The sequence below is a fragment of the Streptomyces sp. SDr-06 genome (assembly GCF_003324565.1).
Classification (GTDB): domain Bacteria; phylum Actinomycetota; class Actinomycetes; order Streptomycetales; family Streptomycetaceae; genus Streptomyces.
The window spans coordinates 347,628-362,955 of sequence record NZ_QOLA01000002.1; the positions used below are offsets into that span (position 1 = coordinate 347,628).

The following is a 15,328-nucleotide window of genomic DNA, read 5'->3' on the forward strand; positions in this document are numbered from 1 at the left end:
TTTCCGCCCACCCTACGGCCCGACATGCGGGAGACGGCCGCCGCGCCGATCATGGGCGCATGACGACCACGGACGCCTCCGATGAAGAACTCGTCGCGGACGAAGGGACGAAACGGCAGTACGTCTCCTGGGTGACCCTCGGCCTGATGACGACGGCATCCGTCGCCAGCCTGCGCCCCTCGCCGTCCATGGCCATCTACGGCCTCGCCGCGGTCTTCCTCTACCTGCTGCCCGCCGTCGTCTTCCTGCTCCCCACCGCCCTGGTCGGCGCCGAGCTGGCCTCCGGCTGGACCGGCGGCATCTACCGCTGGGTGAGCGAGGCGCTCGGCAAACCGCTCGGGTTCCTCGCGGTCTGGTGCCAGTTCGCCATGACGATCGCCTACTACCCGAGCCTGCTCGCCTACGTCGCCTCGACCTTCGCCTACGTCATCAACCCGAGGCTGGCCGAGAACGGCCTCTACGTCGCCGTCGTCATCGTCGTCATCTACTGGACCGGCGTCTGGATCTCCTCGCGCGGCACCAGGACCGTCGCCGGACTCAGCTCGCTCGGGCTCGTCATCGGCACGCTCGTGCCCGGGGTGCTGCTCGTCGCCCTCGGCATCGTCTTCCTCGGGCAGGGCAACCCGTCACAGGCGCCGATGAGCGCCTCGCACTGGCTGCCGCCGTGGACCGGGCTCGCCAGTCTGGTCCTGATCGTCAACAACTTCCTGTCGTACGCGGGCATGGAGATGAACGGCGTCCACGTGTCCTCGCTGCGCCACCCCAAGCGCGAGTACCCGAAGTCGATGTTCCTGGCCACCGGCCTGGTCCTGCTGATCTTCATCCTTCCGGCCCTGGCCATCTCCTGGGTCATGCCGTCGTCGGAGCTGAGCCTCACGGCCGGTCTGATGCAGGCGTTCCAGGCCTTCTTCGACCACTTCCACATCGGCTGGATGACCAAGGTCGTCGGCGTGATGCTGGTGGCCGCCGCGCTCGGCGGCATGCTGACCTGGCTCGCGGGACCGGCCAAGGGACTGGTGCTCCTGTCGCGTCAGGAGGGCTATCTCCCGCCGGTCCTCCAGCGGTTGAACAAGTACGGCACCCCGCGCAACATCATGGTCGCGCAGGGCGTCATCACCACCCTGATCGGCATCCTGTACGCGTTCAGCGACGACGTGTCGAGCGCGTACTGGATGTTCTCCGTCATCACCGTGCAGATCTACCTCATCGCCTACCTGCTGATGTTCGTGGCGGTGGTCCGCCTGCGCAGGACGCGGCCCGAAGTGGAGCGCGGCTTCCGGGTGCCCGCGGTCGCCTGGGTCGCGGGCATCGGCTTCGTGGCGTCGGTGGCCGCGCTGTGCATCGGGTTCGTGCCGCCCGACCAGTTCGGCAACCAGCCGCTCTGGCGTTATCTGCTGATCGTCGGCGGCGGGCTGCTCGCCCTCGGCATCCTCGCGCCGGTCGCCCTGCTGACCTTCCGCAAGCCGGGGTGGGTGCATCCGGACCACCGGTGAACCGCGGCCACCCCCGTAACATTGGCCCCACTATGTCCCGCAGTGGTGTGCGCCCCCGGCCCGTTGCCGTCCTGCTCGCGCTGGGCGCCCTCGCCTACACGGCCTGGGTCCTGGAACTCGTCTTCCAGACCGGACTCGACCCCATCCAGGCGTACGTCAGTGAACTCGCCGCGGCCGACCAGCCGCTCGGCGGACTCTTCCGCGCCACCGACCTGACCGCGGGGCTCCTGGTCCTGGCCGCCGCCGTGTGCGCGCTCTGGCGCTGCGACCGGCGGCGCTGGTCCCTGGCGGGCTGGTCGGGCCTCGCGCTCTTCGGCGCCGCCACGGCGGTCGACTCGCGCCTCCCGCTGAGCTGCGCCCCCACCGCCGACCCGGTCTGCGCGGCCCGCGAGACGGCGGGCCTGGTCCCGGCCACGCACACCGCCCACGCGGTGAGCAGCAGCCTCGCGATGGTGGGCGCGCTGGTGGGCGTCGTCGCCCTGACCGTCGCGGCCCGCCGCTACGGCTGGTGGCCGCCGCTCGCCGCCCTCCCCGGCACGGTGCTGGCCGCCCTGGAACTCCTCGCCACCGCCTGGACGTTGACCTCGGTGGCCGCCTTCCAGGCGGGCCGGGGCACCTGGGCGCTCGGCGCGGGCCAGCGGCTCCAGGTGCTGCTGGTGGCGGTGTGGCTGGGGGTGCTGGCGGTGTGCGTGGCGCGGGAGAGGCGGGCATGAGGTTTCTGCGGGTGGCCGGGGTCGCGCACCACGTGGTGGTCGAGGGGTCCGGGCCGGTGGTGGTGCTCAGCGCGGGTCTCGGCATGAGCTGGTTCGACTGGGACCCGGTGGTGGCGCTGCTGGCCCCGGACCACACGGTCGTACGGTTCGACCGGCCCGGGCACGGCCTGTCCGCACCGGCCGTCGCGGCGCCGACCGCCGCGGGGGAGGCCCACCGCATCGCGGGGCTCCTCGACGCGCTGGGTCTGACGGGGGCGGTGACGGTGGTCGGCCACTCCATCGCCGGGTTCCACGCGGAGGCCTTCGCGCGGCTGTACCCGGACCGTACGGCGGGGCTCGTCCTGGTCGACTCCAGCGTCGAGGAGCGCGCGCGTCCTCCTGCCGCCCCGGGGCCGCGGCTCGCCCTCGCACGGGCGGTCGGGGCGGGGCTGTGCGCCGCGGGCGCCCCCGCCGCGCTGGGCCCCGCGGCCCGCCGCGCCCTGGTGCGCGCCGGCCGCACCGGTGGCGGCGATCCGGCGCCGCGCGATCTCGTACGCCGCTGCTACCGCACTTCGCGGGTGCTGCGCGGCTTGGTCCTGGAGAACGCGTGCTACGCGGCGGTGGCGGCGGAACTGCTCTGCCTCCGCCGGGAGTTCGGGCTGCCCCGGGTGCCGGTGACCGTGCTGGCGGGTGGTGCGGGGGGTGCGGCCTGGGTGCGCCGCCAGCGCGCCCTGGCGGCGGCCCTGTCCGCGGACTTCCAACTGGCGGTTGGCGTTGGGCACTTGGTGATGCTGGACAGCGCGGAGTCGGTCGCGCGGGCGGTGACTTCCCCCACCCCGCCCCTCCCCTAGACCCTCCGGGGGCGAAAGTGCCCCTGGGGCTCCGCCCCAGACCCCGTATCGCGCCTGAACGGCGCTCGTCCTCAATCTCCCCCAAGGCCTTAAGGGCCAGGGGGGACCCCCATGACGGGCTGAGATGCCCCCTGGCCACCCCGCGAGGACCAGAGCACGGCCCGCGGGCGCAGGCGGGCAGGGGCAACCCCCTAGGGGGCGCGGGGCTGTGACATTGTGCGGCTCCGCCGCGTGGGCGCGAGCAGCCGCGTACGGCCCGCGGGCGCAGGCGGGCAAAGGTGGCCCCCAGGCGCACTGTCACCCCCGGAGGGTCTGGGGAAGGGGCGGGGTGGGGAGTGAAAAGGCCCCGCCCCCACCCCGCGGTGGACCGCGGGGCAGAGGCGGGGCCGGGGCGACCCCGGTTCAGGGGGTCAGCGGCGGAACGGGAAGCCGTACGACGCCACGTAACCCGGCGCGGGCGAACCCACACCCGTCACGTCGTCGTACCCCTTCGTCGCGGCCAGCGAACTGTCCTTGCCGAGCGAGCGCACGGACGTCAGCAGACCACCCGACGCGTCCACGCCGTTGGCGAAGTCGACACGGGCCACCGCGAGGTCACGGTGCGCACCCAGCGGGTGGTCCGTCACGTCGTGGTACAGCGGCGAGTCGAACCGGGCGTAGATGCCCGGGTTCGCGAACCCGATCGGGAAGTGGCGCGCCTGCTGGGCGAGCGCCTGCACGCCCGCGATGACCGGCGCGGCCAGCGAGGTGCCGCCGATGCGGTACTCGTCGTACTTCACCGACCCGTCGGGCCACGACTGCGTCTGGCCCACCAGGAAACCGGTGTTGGGGTCGGCCACGGCCGCGATGTCCGGAACCGTACGCATCCGGGCCGCGCCGTTCGCCTTCGCCAGCGAGTCCGGCACGATGCCGCGCTGGTAGAACGGCTGCTTCACGGTGGAGCTGGTGCCGCCGCCCGCGCCGCTGGTGTAGGCGCCGGGGAAGTTGGTCCAGCTCTTGCCGTCCGCGGACAGCGACGCCTTCTCGGTGCCCCAGCCCGTCTCGAACTGGTACTTGTCGTTCTTGCCGACCGCCAGCGAGGTGCCGCCGACCGCCGTCACCCACGCCGAGTTGGCGGGAGTGTCGACCTGCTTCTTGCCGGTGTTGGCGACCTCGTCGCCGTTGTCGCCGGAGGAGAAGTAGAAGCCGATGCCCTCGATCGCGCCGAGCTTGAACGTCTGGTCGTACGCGGCCGCGATGTCCGGGGTCTCGTTGGCCTCGACGTCGCCCCACGAGTTGGAGACGATGTCGGCCAGACGCTGGTCGACGACCTTGTTGAGGGCGTCGAGCAGATCCGGGTCGTTGCAGGACGCGGCACCCACGTACGTGATGTTCGCGTCGGGCGCGAGCGCGTGCACGGCCTCGACGTCCAGGGACTCCTCGCCGTACCAACCGGACGCCTTGCAGTCGGCCACGCTGTTGTAGGCCGCCGGAAGGACCTCGGTGTACTGGCCCTTCTTGTAGGCCGCGTCACCGTTGCGCTTGGCGTAGTTCGAGGCGTCCGCCGCCATGGTCGGCGAGGCGTACGCGTCGGTGATCGCGACGGTCACGCCCTTGCCGGTGTACTTGCCCGCGCCGTACGCGGCCCGCAGCTGCTTGCCGGTGTAACCGTGCACGGCGTACGGAACCTTGGTGCCGTACGCGTCCGGCAGCGTCTTGGCGATGTTCTGGCCGAAGTACGACGAGGACGGGCCGGAGTTGCGGAAGCCCGCGCCCGGACCCGGAAGGGTGTCCTGGTGCGTCGACTGGTGCGGCGCGTTGTCCAGGCCCGCGACCGTCAGGACGGCCCCCGCGAGGGCGTTCGGCGCCGACGCGACCTTGGACGGGGCGTGGTACGTGCGGCCGTCCTTGCGGTAGTCGCGCAGCTGCGTGGCGAACGCCTTCTGCGCGGCCGCGACATCGCCGGACACCGCGATGTAGTGCTGGGTGGAGCCCGTGATGGTCAGTCCGGACGACTTCAGCCACTGGGTGACCGCGTCGATCTGCTCCTGGGTCGCGCCGAAGCGCTGCTGCGCCTCTGCGGCGCTCAGGTACTTGCCGTATGTCTTCGACTGCGGGTCGGACACGGCCGCGGCGTACGCGTCGAGGCCCTTCGCGTCCCGACCGGCGAGGTACACCCGGGCGTTGACCTTCGCGGATGCGGCCGTCGCACCCTGGTCGGCGGAGCCGGTGGCCCAGACGGGCTGGGTGCCCGCGAGGGCCGCCCGTCCGCTGGGGACCGGGTCGGCCGCCTGGGCGGACGGTATGCCGAGGGCGAGCGCGCCGGCGAGCAGTGGCAGTGTCGCTGCCATGCTCACACCGGCGCGCCGCCTGGCGCGGCTTGTTCTCATGTAACCCCCTGCGTGAGGTCTTCGCATGCTGTACAAGCGCTGTCTGATGCGCGCATGTAATGCGTCACTCTTGTCAGGAACAGTTCATGCGGGGGGCATGTGATCACCAAGAAACGCCAAAGAGCGTTTACCGATGGTCAGTTGCTGAGCGGGGTGGCGCCCCGTTTCTTCAGCATTTGTGCCATCAGGTCGATTTCCGACTGCTGGGAGTCGACCATGCCCTGCGCCAGCCGCTTCTCCGGACCCACCGCGCAGCGCTGGACACAGCCCTCGGCCATGTGGACGCCGCCCTTGTGGTGCTCGGTCATGAGCTGGAGGTAGAGCACCTCGGCGTCCCTGCCGCCGAGCGTGCGCAGCCGGTTCAGCTCGGTGTTGGTGGCCATGCCCGGCATCAGCGCGCCGTCGGCCCCCGGCGCCATGCCCATCCCCATCCACGCCATCGGCTGCTGGGACGCCTCGTTCTTCGGCAGCCCCCACAGATCCAGCCAGCCGAGCATCATGCCGCGCTGGTTGGCCTGGGTGTTGGCGATGTCGTACGCGAGGCGGCGCACCTCCTCGTCCGTGGTGCGGTCGCGCACGATGAAGGACATCTCCACCGCCTGCTGGTGGTGGGTGGACATGTCGCGGGCGAACCCGGCGTCGGCCGAGGTCGCCAGCGGCGTACCGGACTTGGGCTCGGCCGTGGCGCCCCGGCCGCCGGACGAGACGAGCACCGCGGCCGCCGCGAACACCATCGCGAGCGCGAGCGCCGCGGCGAGCCCCCAGTACCGCCGGCTCACTGCTCGTCCAGCCCGCCGGTGCACGCGGCACCCGGCTCGGGCGTCTGCGGACCCTGGACGTACCGGGTGAAGAACTGGCCGACCCGGGGGTCGTCCGCGCTGTCCACGGTGAGCTGCTTGCCCCAGGCGCTCAGCATGATCGTCCCCGCCTGGTCCTTGTACGGGCTCATCAGCGAGTACGGCGTGGTGGACACCTTGGCGGCGAGCTTCTTCACATCGGCGGCGGACGCCTTCTCGGTGTACGTCACCCAGACCGCGCCGTGCTCGAGGGAGTGCACGGCGTTCATGTCCGGGACCTGCCGCGGGTAGACCACGCCGCCGCAGTTCATCCACACCTGGTCGTGGTCACCGCCCACCGGCGGCTTCATCGGGTAAGCGACCTTCGTCGTCACGTGGTTGCGGGTCAGCTTCTTGGGATCCCAGTCCTTCTCGCCCGCGATCGGTGCCTTCGCGTCGGCCCCGGCCCGGGTCTGCGCCTCGGTCGGCGTCGTGCCGGACGCGCCGGAGCCGCTGTCCTTCGACCGGCCGAACTCGTACACACCGAATCCGACCAGGCCCGCGATCACCACGGTGGCGGCGGTGACCGAGGAGATCACCACGATCCGGCCGCGCCGGCGGCGGGCCTGCTCGGCCCGGCGCAGCTCGTCCATGTGCGCTCTGCGGGAGGTGCTGGGGTCGCCCTGCATGGTCATGTTCCGTAACGTCCTTCTGCTGAGGGGGGGTCGGGGCGGAGCGGCCGGGGCCGCGGGGCCCGCTAGGTCCGCAGCACCTGAAGGACGTGCAGGTCGGGAGCGCGCGGCCGGGCCCCGAACCGTACGGCCGCGGCCCCCGCGCGGGGCGTCACGGGACGCAGCCCGTGGACGGCGGCCGGGGTCGGCGCGTCCGTCGGGGGCGTGGTGAGCACGGCCGGGACGGAGTGGGCGTGGAGCCCGCAGCCGCCCTGGTCCGAGGGGCAGCTGTACTGGGCGGGGCCGTCGGCGAGCGGGCCGTGGGGGCGGCCCAAGTGTTCGCCGCCGCCCGCCGCGAGGCAGAGGAAGAGCGCGGCGAGGAGCGTCGCCATGGCGCTCAGCAGCGCCACGGGACGCGTGATGCGCGTGAGCCGCACTCCCCCCATGGGCGCAGATGGTAGGGGAGGGAGTGCGGCTCACGGCAGGCCGGGTGCGTCATCGGCCAGAAAGCGCGGGCACCGGGGGCTCAGCCCACGTGGACCCGGGGCCGTCGGCTCAGGTCCGGCTCGGCCCGGCGCAGCACCTCGCGGGTGACCGGCGCCACCTCGCCGTCGCCGAACACCAGGAAGCGCAGCAGATGGCTGAGGGGGTGGCCCTCGGTCCAGTTGAAGTAGGCGTGCGGGACCTCGCCGGTGCGGTCGCGCAGCTCCATCATCACGGCCGCGATGGTGTTGGGCACGACCGCGCCCTCGACGCGCAGCCTGCGCACGCCGTGCTTCTCGTCGCCGTGGACGGTGAGCTCGGTGGTGAAGTCGGAGGAGTTCTGGATGAAGACCTCCAGGAACAGCACGGGCCGGCCGTCCGGGATGTGGGTCTCCTCGCGCTGGCTGTACTCCTTGGCGCGGTACTCCCGCGTCGAGTGCTCCTGCGGCTCGTTGGCGATGATCCGCAGCGGCCCGCTCCGCGCGGCCTCGTCGACGAACCGGGCGGCGCACTCGTCGAACGTCACCGCCGTGGCCCGCAGTTCGAAGGCGCGGTGCACCCGCGAGGCGAACGACGACACCACGATGCCCACGATGAACAGCAGCGCGATCTTGATGCCGTCCGGCCGCTCGATCACGTTCGTGACCAGGGTGTAGGCGAAGACGGCGGTGACCACCCCGAAGCCCAGGGCGGCGCCCCGCTTGCCGCGCCGGTGCACGGCGACCGTCGAGGCGAAGGAGGCCGAGAGCATGAGCACCAGCACGCCGGTGGCGTAGGCGCCGCTCTGCGCGTCGACATCGGCGTCGAACCACCAGGTGATGAAGAAGGCGATGGCCATGAAGATCAGGACCAGCGGCCGCACCGCACGCGTCCACTCGGGAGCCATGCCGTAGCGCGGCAGGTAGCGCGGTACGAGGTTGAGCAGACCCGCCGTCGCCGAGGCCCCCGCGAACCAGAGGATGGCGATGGTCGAGATGTCGTACACCGTCCCGAAGCCCTCGCCCAGGCGCTGGTGGGCGAGGAAGGCGAGGGCGCGGCCGTTGGCCCCGCCGCCCGCCTTGAACTCGGACTCCGGGATCAGGATGGTCGTCGCGAGGCTGGAGACGAGCAGGAAGCCGCTCATGATGAGCGCGGCCGTGGTCAGCAGCTTGCGGGTGTCGCGGACGCGGCCGAGGGGCTTGTCGTACGTGTCCGAGGCGTCGCCCTGGATCTGCGGCATGACCGCCACGCCCGTCTCGAAGCCGGACATGCCGAGCGCGAGCTTCGGGAAGACGAGCAGGGACACCCCGATCATCGCGAGCGGCGAGGAGTGCTCGGCCGTCATCGCGTCCCACCAGTTGCCGATGACGACCGGCTCGGTGCAGATCTTCCAGACGGCGGTGGCGAGCACCACGAGGTTCAGCGCCAGGTAGACGCCGACCAGCGCCACCGCGATCCCGATGGCCTCCTTGAACCCCTTGAGGAAGACCGCGCCGAGCGCCGCCACGAGGGCGAGCGTGATCCAGAGGTTGGAGCCGTGCAGGAAGCCCGGGGTGAAAGGATTCTCCACGACGTGCGCGGAGGCGTCCGCCGCCGACAGGGTGATCGTGATCATGAAGTCGGTGGCGGCGAAGCCGAGCAGCACCAGGACGAAGATCTTCCCGGCCCACCAGGGCAGCAGCCGCTCCAGCATGGCGATCGAGCCCTCGCCGTTCGGCGACTCCCTCGCGACCCGCCGGTACACCGGCAGCGCGCCGCCGAGCGTCAGCGCGATGAGCACCAGCGTCGCGAGCGGGGAGAGCAGCCCCGCGGCGAGCGCGGCGATGCCGGGCTGGTAGCCGAGCGTGGAGAAGTAGTCGACGCCGGTCAGGCACATGACCCGCCACCAGCGGTGCCCCCGGTGCTCGGCGGGTACGGTGCCGTGCGGACCGGGGTGGCGGGCGGAGCGCTCGCTCAGTCCGTCGAGCAGCCAGCCCCTCCAGCGGCGCCGGGCGGGGGGTGCGACGGCGGTATCCGGAGGATCCACCTGGATGCCGGTCATGCGAGGTTCTCCTAGAGCCATTCTGGCGGGCCGTTCTGCGGGCAACGAGGAGCGAGTATCCACCACCTTCCCCGTCACGCGCCTGGCAGGGGCACCCACGGGGAGGGGACGTGCCGCAGGTCATACGGGGTGCGTAATGTGGAGGTAATCCAGCGCCTCGATACTGAGGATTCCCCCGCCGTGCCCGGCGCTGCCGGGGTAGCGGTGCACAGGCCGTCTGAACTGCAAGGATGTGGCTATGGACAAGCAGCAGGAGTTCGTGCTCCGGACTCTCGAGGAGCGCGACATCCGGTTCGTGCGCCTGTGGTTCACCGATGTGCTGGGCTTCCTCAAGTCGGTGGCGGTCGCCCCGGCGGAGCTGGAGCAGGCCTTCGACGAGGGAATCGGCTTCGACGGCTCGGCCATCGAGGGCTTCGCCCGCGTCTACGAGTCCGACATGATCGCCCGTCCGGACCCGTCCACCTTCCAGATCCTGCCGTGGCGCGCGGAGGCCCCCGGCACGGCCCGGATGTTCTGCGACATCCGCATGCCGGACGGCTCCCCGTCCTTCGCGGACCCCCGCTTCGTCCTCAAGCGCATCCTCGCCAAGACCTCCGACCTCGGGTTCACCTTCTACACCCACCCCGAGATCGAGTTCTTCCTCCTGAAGGACAAGCCGCTCGACGGCACCCGCCCCGTCCCGGCCGACAACTCGGGCTACTTCGACCACACCCCGCAGAACGTCGGCATGGACTTCCGCCGCCAGGCGATCACCATGCTCGAATCGATGGGCATCTCGGTCGAGTTCAGCCACCACGAGGGCGCGCCGGGCCAGCAGGAGATCGACCTGCGGTACGCGGACGCGCTCTCCACGGCCGACAACATCATGACCTTCCGCCTGGTCATGAAGCAGGTGGCCCTGGAGCAGGGCGTCCAGGCCACCTTCATGCCGAAGCCGTTCTCGGAGTACCCGGGCTCGGGCATGCACACCCACCTCTCCCTCTTCGAGGGCGACCGCAACGCGTTCTACGAGTCCGGCGCCGAGTACCAGCTCTCGAAGGTGGGCCGCTCCTTCATCGCGGGCCTCCTCAAGCACGCCGCCGAGATCGCCGCGGTCACCAACCAGTGGGTCAACTCCTACAAGCGCATCTGGGGCGGCTCGGAGCGCACCGCCGGCGCCGGCGGCGAGGCCCCCTCGTACATCTGCTGGGGCCACAACAACCGCTCGGCCCTGATCCGCGTCCCGATGTACAAGCCCGGCAAGACCGGCTCGTCCCGCATCGAGGTCCGCTCCCTCGACTCGGGCTGCAACCCGTACCTGGCCTACGCCCTCCTGCTCGCGGCGGGCCTGAAGGGCATCGAGGAGGGATACGAACTCCCGGCGGGCGCCGACGACGACGTCTGGGCCCTCACCGACGCCGAACGCCGAGCCATGGGCATCGAACCCCTCCCCCAGAACCTCGGCGAGGCCATCACCCTGATGGAGCGCAGCGAACTGGTGGCCGAGACACTGGGGGAGCACGTCTTCGACTTCTTCCTGCGCAACAAGAAGCAGGAGTGGGAGGAGTACCGCTCGGAAGTCACGGCCTTCGAGCTGCGGAAGAACCTGCCGGTGCTGTAGGCGCGGGTCAGAACGGTTTTCCTGCCGAACGGTGAGCGGGGCCCACGGTCATCCACTACGGGCCCCGCGCCCGTCTCACGCGCCTTGGGCCGTCTGTAGGCCGTCCGGCGCGGAACCGGTGCCCCCGGTACAGGCTGTCCACGGTGCTCCGGGTCTGCCCCTCGCCGCTCGGCAGCAGGTGCGTGAAGACCCGGAGGGTGAACTCCGGGTCGGTGTGCCCCAGGTGTGTGCTGAGCGCTTCGATGTTCTGCCCAGCATCCACGAGAACGGACGCGTAGAAGTGCCTCAACGCGTGCATGCCGTGCTCGCGGGCCACTTGGTGGCGCTCGCCCCGCTTGGGCTCGGGAATGACTCCAGCCGCGACGAGGGCGGCCTTCCAGCAGCGCGGGTTGAAGTCCGTTCGGCGTACGGCCCCGTCACCGTCCGGCCGGGCGAACAGCAGCCGTTTGGTCTTCGGCTCGCTGTGGGGCCGTAACCAGGGCCATGTGACCTCGATCGACGGATGCGCTTCGATGTGCTGTTTGAGTACGTGGGCCATCCAATCGGGCAACGGTACGTCCCGCTCCTTATTGCGATTGGGCGGGACGAATACGAGTTTTCCGCCCGCTACCTTCACTTGACAGGCGATGTGGAGCCAGCCGGTGTCGAAGCCGACTTCGTCGACGGGGAGCCCGAAGAGTTCTCCTTGCCGCAAGCCGCAGCCGCCTCCGAGGTGGACGACCGCCTGGTACTGCGACGGGAGCTGCACGCACCGTGAACGTGCGCTGGGCCGTCCAGGGGACGACACGTCGGTTGTTGGATGACGGTGCGCGCACGGTGCTGGCCTTGCACGGATTCCGGTGTAGGTAGCCTTCCTCCACGGCCGCGCTGAAGATGGCCGACACGCTCGCGAAAATGACGCGCCGCTACGGCGAAGCGGGCACCGCGCGCTCCAGCTCGCTGAGCCAGTCCCGGATGTGCTCCGGCTTGAACGGTCCCAGCGGGCGCGGGCCCAGGTACGGGATCGCGTGCCGTCGGATCTGTACGTCCACGGAGTCCCGAGTCGTGATGCCCGCGGTCTGGGAAAAGAGCCAGTTTTCCGCGTACTGGCGGAACTTGATCCGGCTCGCGGTCGGGTCGATGTACCGCCCGCTGTCCATGTCGGACTCGATTTGTTGAGCCACTTTTCAGCATCATCAATACCCGGGCGATGGCTCCCTTTCCGGAGCGGGACGGGTCGACCATGAGCAGGATCTTTTGCTGGTCGGTCCGGCCGGACAAGACGTAGCCGAGAACTGGCGCGACGGCCGCGGTCTGCTGACCGGCGCCCAGGTCAGGGCTCTGTGCGATGCGCCCAAGTCGCAGCTGAGCATGCGCCCGGCCCGCTGGGAGAGACCGCAGGAAGCTCTCCTGGCCACCCGGACCCCGGACATCGCTGCCGCGCTGGTGATCAGCGGCGAATCCCAGAGGAGCAGGACGCGGCGTGGCCGGCTGGCCGGGGGCCACCGCATCGGCAAGACCCGTACCCGGGTGGGCCAGCAGGCATTCAGGGAACGGCTGCTGGACGAGCAGGGGGAGAACTGTGCCTTCACCGGCCCCGCGCCCGCATGTGTGCTGGACGCCGCGCACCTGTGCAGCTATGCCGACAGCGGCGAACACCACGAATTCGGCGGTCTGCTCCTGCGCCGCGACATTCACCGGCTCTTCGACCTGGGCCGCATCACCGTGGACCCGGACACCGGCGAGCTGGACGTAGTCGGCTTGGACGACTACCCCCTCTATGCGGGCCTCCGTGGGGCGCCTGTGTTTGCTGATCTGCACGATGAGCACCGAGTCTGGCTCGACGTACACCGGGCTGAACACCGCGGCCAGGCTTGACCTGGCCGAGGCGGCAGCGCTCTCAACCAGCCGCTCTCCAGATGTCCTTGACGCAGCTGCTACAGCGGTTCCGTATCGGCGGAGACCCGGGGCCGATATGGGTGACCATCGGTCGCAGGATGGTGCTCACGTGTTCTTCTACTCGCTGGCGAGGAGTTGGGGCGGCAGGCCCGCGCCGGTGACGGCCTGCGGGTTGACGCCGGGCAGGCTCGCGCGGGGGACCAGCGCCGTGGCGAGCTGTTCGGTGTAGGTCGCGCCAGCACGGGCGGATTCGATCTGCGCTCCGGCCCGCAGTGCTTCGACGCGTTCCACGAAGGGTGGCCCACAGCGACCGACAACGACCGATGAGAGTCGCTCAATCACAGGTCAACACCGCGGAGACTTCGGTCGTGGGAGCTCGCTCCGGGCCGTCGGCACTTCCTGCGCAACGAGAAGCAGGAGTGGGAGGAGTACCGCAGCGAGGTCACTGCCTTCGACCCGCGGAAGAACTTGCCGGTGCTGTAGGTGAGTTGGCGGGAGGTGGGGCCCCGCCTCCTCCGGGGGTCAGGTGAAGTACTTCTGGGCTGCCCGGACCCCCTCCGCCAGGGCCCGTACCTCCTCCGTCGTGTTGTACACGTAGAAGCTCGCCCTCGTCGTGGCCGCCAGGCCGTAGCGGCGGGTCAGGGGGCGGGCGCAGTGGTGACCCGTGCGGACGGCCACTCCTCGGTCGTCCAGGATCTGGCCCACGTCGTGGGGGTGGATGTCCTCGACCGCGAAGGACACCGCCGAGCCCCGGTCGGCCGAGTCGGTGGGGCCGATGATCCGGACTCCCGGGATCTCGCCCAGGAGGTCGAGGGCCAGGGCGGTCAGGGTGGCCTCGTGGGCCGCCACCGCCCGCATGCCCAGGGCCTCCAGATAGTCGACCGCGGCCGCGAGGCCCACCGCCTGGGCGGTCATCGGGACGCCCGCCTCGAAGCGCTGGGGCGGCGGGAGGAACGTCGAGCGCTCCATCTCGACCACCTCGATCATCGAGCCGCCCGTCAGGAACGGCGGCAGCGACTCCAGCAGGGCAGCCCGGCCCCACAGGACGCCGATGCCGCTCGGGCCCAGCATCTTGTGGCCCGAGAAGGCGAGGAAGTCCGCGCCCAACTCCCCTACGTCCACCGGACGGTGGGGGACCGACTGGGCCCCGTCCACGACCACGAGCGCGCCCACCGCGTGCGCCCGGTCCGCGATGGTGCGGACCGGGTTGAGCGTGCCCAGGACGTTCGACTGGTGAGTCAGGGCGACGACCTTCGTCGCGTCGTCCACCAAGTCGTCGAGGGCGTCCAGGTCGAGCCGTCCCTCGTTGGTGAGGCCGAACCAGTCGAGCGTCGCGCCGGTCCGCTCGGCGAGCTGCTGCCAGGGCACCAGGTTCGCGTGGTGCTCCATCTCGGTCACCACGATCCGGTCGCCCGGGCCCAGGGTGCCCGCGTTGCCGAGGGCGTACGCCACCAGGTTGATGCCCTCGGTGGTGTTCTTGGTGAAGACGATCTCGTCCTCGCCCGCGCCGACGAAGGACGCGATCCTGCGCCGGGCGCCCTCGTACGCGTCCGTCGCCTCGACCGACAGCTGGTGGGCGCCGCGATGCACGGCCGCGTTGTGGTTCAGGTAGTAGTCCCGCTCGGCGTCCAGGACCTGGAGCGGCTTCTGGGTCGTGGCCCCGGAGTCCAGATAGACCAGCCGGGCCCCGCTGTCGAGCGTCCGCCCGAGGATCGGGAAGTCCTCCCGGACCCGCTCCACATCGATGCCCGTCCTGATCCCGTAGCTGTCCCTCGTCGTGCTCATCCTCCGGCCTCCTCTGTCTCACGCATACAGATGCCATTCGACGTTAGGTGACCGTAGAGCTTCTCACGGATAACGGCAAGCGTTAGCATGAGATACGTGGATCACGACGCCCCGCACTACCTCCATCAGCCGCCGGTCCCCGGCGAGGAGCGCTTCCTCTCCCTCGCCCTGGTGAACACCCGGTTCGCGCTCAGCCATGGCGAGGTGGACCTGCTGGAGGACACCGGCGCCGCCCGGCTGTGGCTCGTACGTCATGAACTTCTGCCGGACCGCACGGTTCTGAGTGGGCGTCAGGCCGGTCGGCTGCGCGCGCTGCGCGAGGCCGTGCGGGACCTCTTCGCGGCCCGGGCCGAGGGGGCCGTGCCGCCCGCGCCGAGCCTGGACGCGCTCAACGCCGCGCTGGCCACCGCGCCCCCCACGCCCCGGCTGGTCTGGGCCGGCCGCGAGCCGCACCGCGCTGACGAGCCCGACACGGCGAACCCCGTCGGCGCCGCGCTCTGCGCGCTCGCCGAGGACGGCGCCGACCTGCTCATAGGGGCCGACGCGGGTCAGCTCGCACCCTGCGGCGCGCCGGGGTGCACCCGCTGGTTCCTGCGCTCGCACGCGGCCCGCCGCTGGTGCACCACCAAGTGCGGCAACCGGGTGCGGGCCGCCCGCCACTACGCCGCCCGCAAGACATCCGTCTGATCAACCCATCGGCTACGCAAGGG

General features: G+C 70.9%; 15 protein-coding genes and 1 pseudogene. 7 read left to right on the forward strand and 9 right to left on the reverse strand.

Annotated features, from left to right (window positions below; all coding sequences use genetic code 11):
- The first annotated feature begins 59 nt into the window (after window positions 1–59).
- The 3 genes from DT019_RS05960 to DT019_RS05970 are packed head-to-tail and all read left to right on the forward strand — an operon-like array spanning window position 60 to window position 3,036.
- Window positions 60–1,493 (forward strand): APC family permease, encoded by a 1,434-nt coding sequence (locus DT019_RS05960; protein WP_114035571.1) that lies wholly within the window; start codon window positions 60–62, stop codon window positions 1,491–1,493.
- 32 nt (window positions 1,494–1,525) lie between these two features.
- The gene (locus DT019_RS05965; RefSeq protein ID WP_114035572.1) at window positions 1,526–2,206 is read left to right on the forward strand and encodes a DUF998 domain-containing protein; all 681 of its coding nucleotides are present in this window, start codon (window positions 1,526–1,528) and stop codon (window positions 2,204–2,206) included.
- Window positions 2,203–3,036 carry an alpha/beta fold hydrolase gene (locus DT019_RS05970; protein WP_114035573.1) on the forward strand — a complete coding sequence of 278 codons (834 nt, stop codon included), beginning with the start codon at window positions 2,203–2,205 and terminating at the stop codon, window positions 3,034–3,036. Before DT019_RS05965 ends, DT019_RS05970 begins: the two co-directional genes overlap by 4 nt.
- 410 nt (window positions 3,037–3,446) lie before the next feature.
- Here DT019_RS05970 and DT019_RS05975 read toward each other — a convergent pair whose 3' ends face one another.
- The 5 genes from DT019_RS05975 to DT019_RS05995 form a co-directional block, all read right to left on the reverse strand.
- Window positions 3,447–5,405: a protease pro-enzyme activation domain-containing protein gene (locus DT019_RS05975; RefSeq protein ID WP_114035574.1), complete on the reverse strand. Its 1,959-nt coding sequence runs from the start codon at window positions 5,403–5,405 to the stop codon at window positions 3,447–3,449.
- Window positions 5,406–5,542: 137 nt separating this feature from the next.
- Window positions 5,543–6,184: a DUF305 domain-containing protein gene (locus DT019_RS05980; RefSeq protein WP_114035575.1), complete on the reverse strand. Its 642-nt coding sequence runs from the start codon at window positions 6,182–6,184 to the stop codon at window positions 5,543–5,545.
- Window positions 6,181–6,876: a DUF3105 domain-containing protein gene (locus DT019_RS05985; protein ID WP_114035576.1), complete on the reverse strand. Its 696-nt coding sequence runs from the start codon at window positions 6,874–6,876 to the stop codon at window positions 6,181–6,183. Before DT019_RS05985 ends, DT019_RS05980 begins: the two co-directional genes overlap by 4 nt.
- 62 nt (window positions 6,877–6,938) lie before the next feature.
- On the reverse strand, window positions 6,939–7,298 hold the full coding sequence (locus tag DT019_RS05990) for a hypothetical protein (RefSeq protein ID WP_114035577.1): 360 nt from the start codon (window positions 7,296–7,298) through the stop codon (window positions 6,939–6,941).
- Between the two features lie 80 nt (window positions 7,299–7,378).
- Window positions 7,379–9,355, reverse strand: coding sequence for an amino acid transporter (locus tag DT019_RS05995; RefSeq protein WP_189389201.1), 1,977 nt, complete (start codon window positions 9,353–9,355; stop codon window positions 7,379–7,381).
- Between the two features lie 238 nt (window positions 9,356–9,593).
- Between DT019_RS05995 and DT019_RS06000 the strand changes: the two genes are divergently transcribed.
- Window positions 9,594–10,955 carry a glutamine synthetase family protein gene (locus tag DT019_RS06000; protein ID WP_114035578.1) on the forward strand — a complete coding sequence of 454 codons (1,362 nt, stop codon included), beginning with the start codon at window positions 9,594–9,596 and terminating at the stop codon, window positions 10,953–10,955.
- 55 nt (window positions 10,956–11,010) lie between these two features.
- Here the strand turns inward: DT019_RS06000 and DT019_RS40130 are convergent, their stop codons facing one another.
- A complete protein-coding gene (locus DT019_RS40130) occupies window positions 11,011–11,742 on the reverse strand; it encodes a site-specific integrase (protein WP_317617737.1) in 732 nt (243 codons plus the stop codon).
- 118 nt (window positions 11,743–11,860) lie between these two features.
- Complete coding sequence (locus DT019_RS40135) at window positions 11,861–12,118, reverse strand: hypothetical protein (protein WP_223279321.1); 258 nt, start codon at window positions 12,116–12,118, stop codon at window positions 11,861–11,863.
- Between the two features lie 73 nt (window positions 12,119–12,191).
- Here DT019_RS40135 and DT019_RS06010 point away from each other — a divergent pair, with 73 nt between their 5' ends.
- Window positions 12,192–12,812, forward strand: coding sequence for an HNH endonuclease signature motif containing protein (locus tag DT019_RS06010; RefSeq protein WP_189389204.1), 621 nt, complete (start codon window positions 12,192–12,194; stop codon window positions 12,810–12,812).
- A 138-nt stretch (window positions 12,813–12,950) separates the two neighbouring features.
- Here the strand turns inward: DT019_RS06010 and DT019_RS39425 are convergent, their stop codons facing one another.
- The gene (locus tag DT019_RS39425; protein ID WP_317617738.1) at window positions 12,951–13,124 is read right to left on the reverse strand and encodes a hypothetical protein; all 174 of its coding nucleotides are present in this window, start codon (window positions 13,122–13,124) and stop codon (window positions 12,951–12,953) included.
- Between the two features lie 105 nt (window positions 13,125–13,229).
- Here DT019_RS39425 and DT019_RS41015 point away from each other — a divergent pair.
- Window positions 13,230–13,316 (forward strand): annotated as a pseudogene (locus tag DT019_RS41015) (glutamine synthetase); the annotation flags it as partial.
- Window positions 13,317–13,355: 39 nt separating this feature from the next.
- Here DT019_RS41015 and DT019_RS06020 read toward each other — a convergent pair.
- On the reverse strand, window positions 13,356–14,618 hold the full coding sequence (locus DT019_RS06020; RefSeq protein WP_114035579.1) for a cysteine desulfurase: 1,263 nt from the start codon (window positions 14,616–14,618) through the stop codon (window positions 13,356–13,358).
- An 87-nt stretch (window positions 14,619–14,705) separates the two neighbouring features.
- Here DT019_RS06020 and DT019_RS06025 point away from each other — a divergent pair, with 87 nt between their 5' ends.
- Entirely contained in the window at window positions 14,706–15,305 is a 600-nt protein-coding gene (locus DT019_RS06025) for a CGNR zinc finger domain-containing protein (protein ID WP_189389207.1), read from the forward strand.
- The last annotated feature ends 23 nt before the right edge of the window (window positions 15,306–15,328 follow it).

Bases quoted from the DNA above. Each gene is read 5' to 3' on its own strand.
- DT019_RS05995 (WP_189389201.1), bottom strand. From the start codon at position 9,355: ATGACCGGCATCCAGGTGGATCCTCCGGATACCGCCGTCGCACCCCCC.
- DT019_RS05990 (WP_114035577.1), bottom strand. From the start codon at position 7,298: ATGGGGGGAGTGCGGCTCACGCGCATCACGCGTCCCGTGGCGCTGCTG.
- DT019_RS05985 (WP_114035576.1), bottom strand. From the start codon at position 6,876: ATGACCATGCAGGGCGACCCCAGCACCTCCCGCAGAGCGCACATGGAC.
- DT019_RS06000 (WP_114035578.1), top strand. From the start codon at position 9,594: ATGGACAAGCAGCAGGAGTTCGTGCTCCGGACTCTCGAGGAGCGCGAC.
- DT019_RS05960 (WP_114035571.1), top strand. From the start codon at position 60: ATGACGACCACGGACGCCTCCGATGAAGAACTCGTCGCGGACGAAGGG.
- DT019_RS05965 (WP_114035572.1), top strand. From the start codon at position 1,526: ATGTCCCGCAGTGGTGTGCGCCCCCGGCCCGTTGCCGTCCTGCTCGCG.
- DT019_RS05970 (WP_114035573.1), top strand. From the start codon at position 2,203: ATGAGGTTTCTGCGGGTGGCCGGGGTCGCGCACCACGTGGTGGTCGAG.
- DT019_RS06025 (WP_189389207.1), top strand. From the start codon at position 14,706: ATGAGATACGTGGATCACGACGCCCCGCACTACCTCCATCAGCCGCCG.
- DT019_RS05975 (WP_114035574.1), bottom strand. From the start codon at position 5,405: ATGAGAACAAGCCGCGCCAGGCGGCGCGCCGGTGTGAGCATGGCAGCG.
- DT019_RS06020 (WP_114035579.1), bottom strand. From the start codon at position 14,618: ATGAGCACGACGAGGGACAGCTACGGGATCAGGACGGGCATCGATGTG.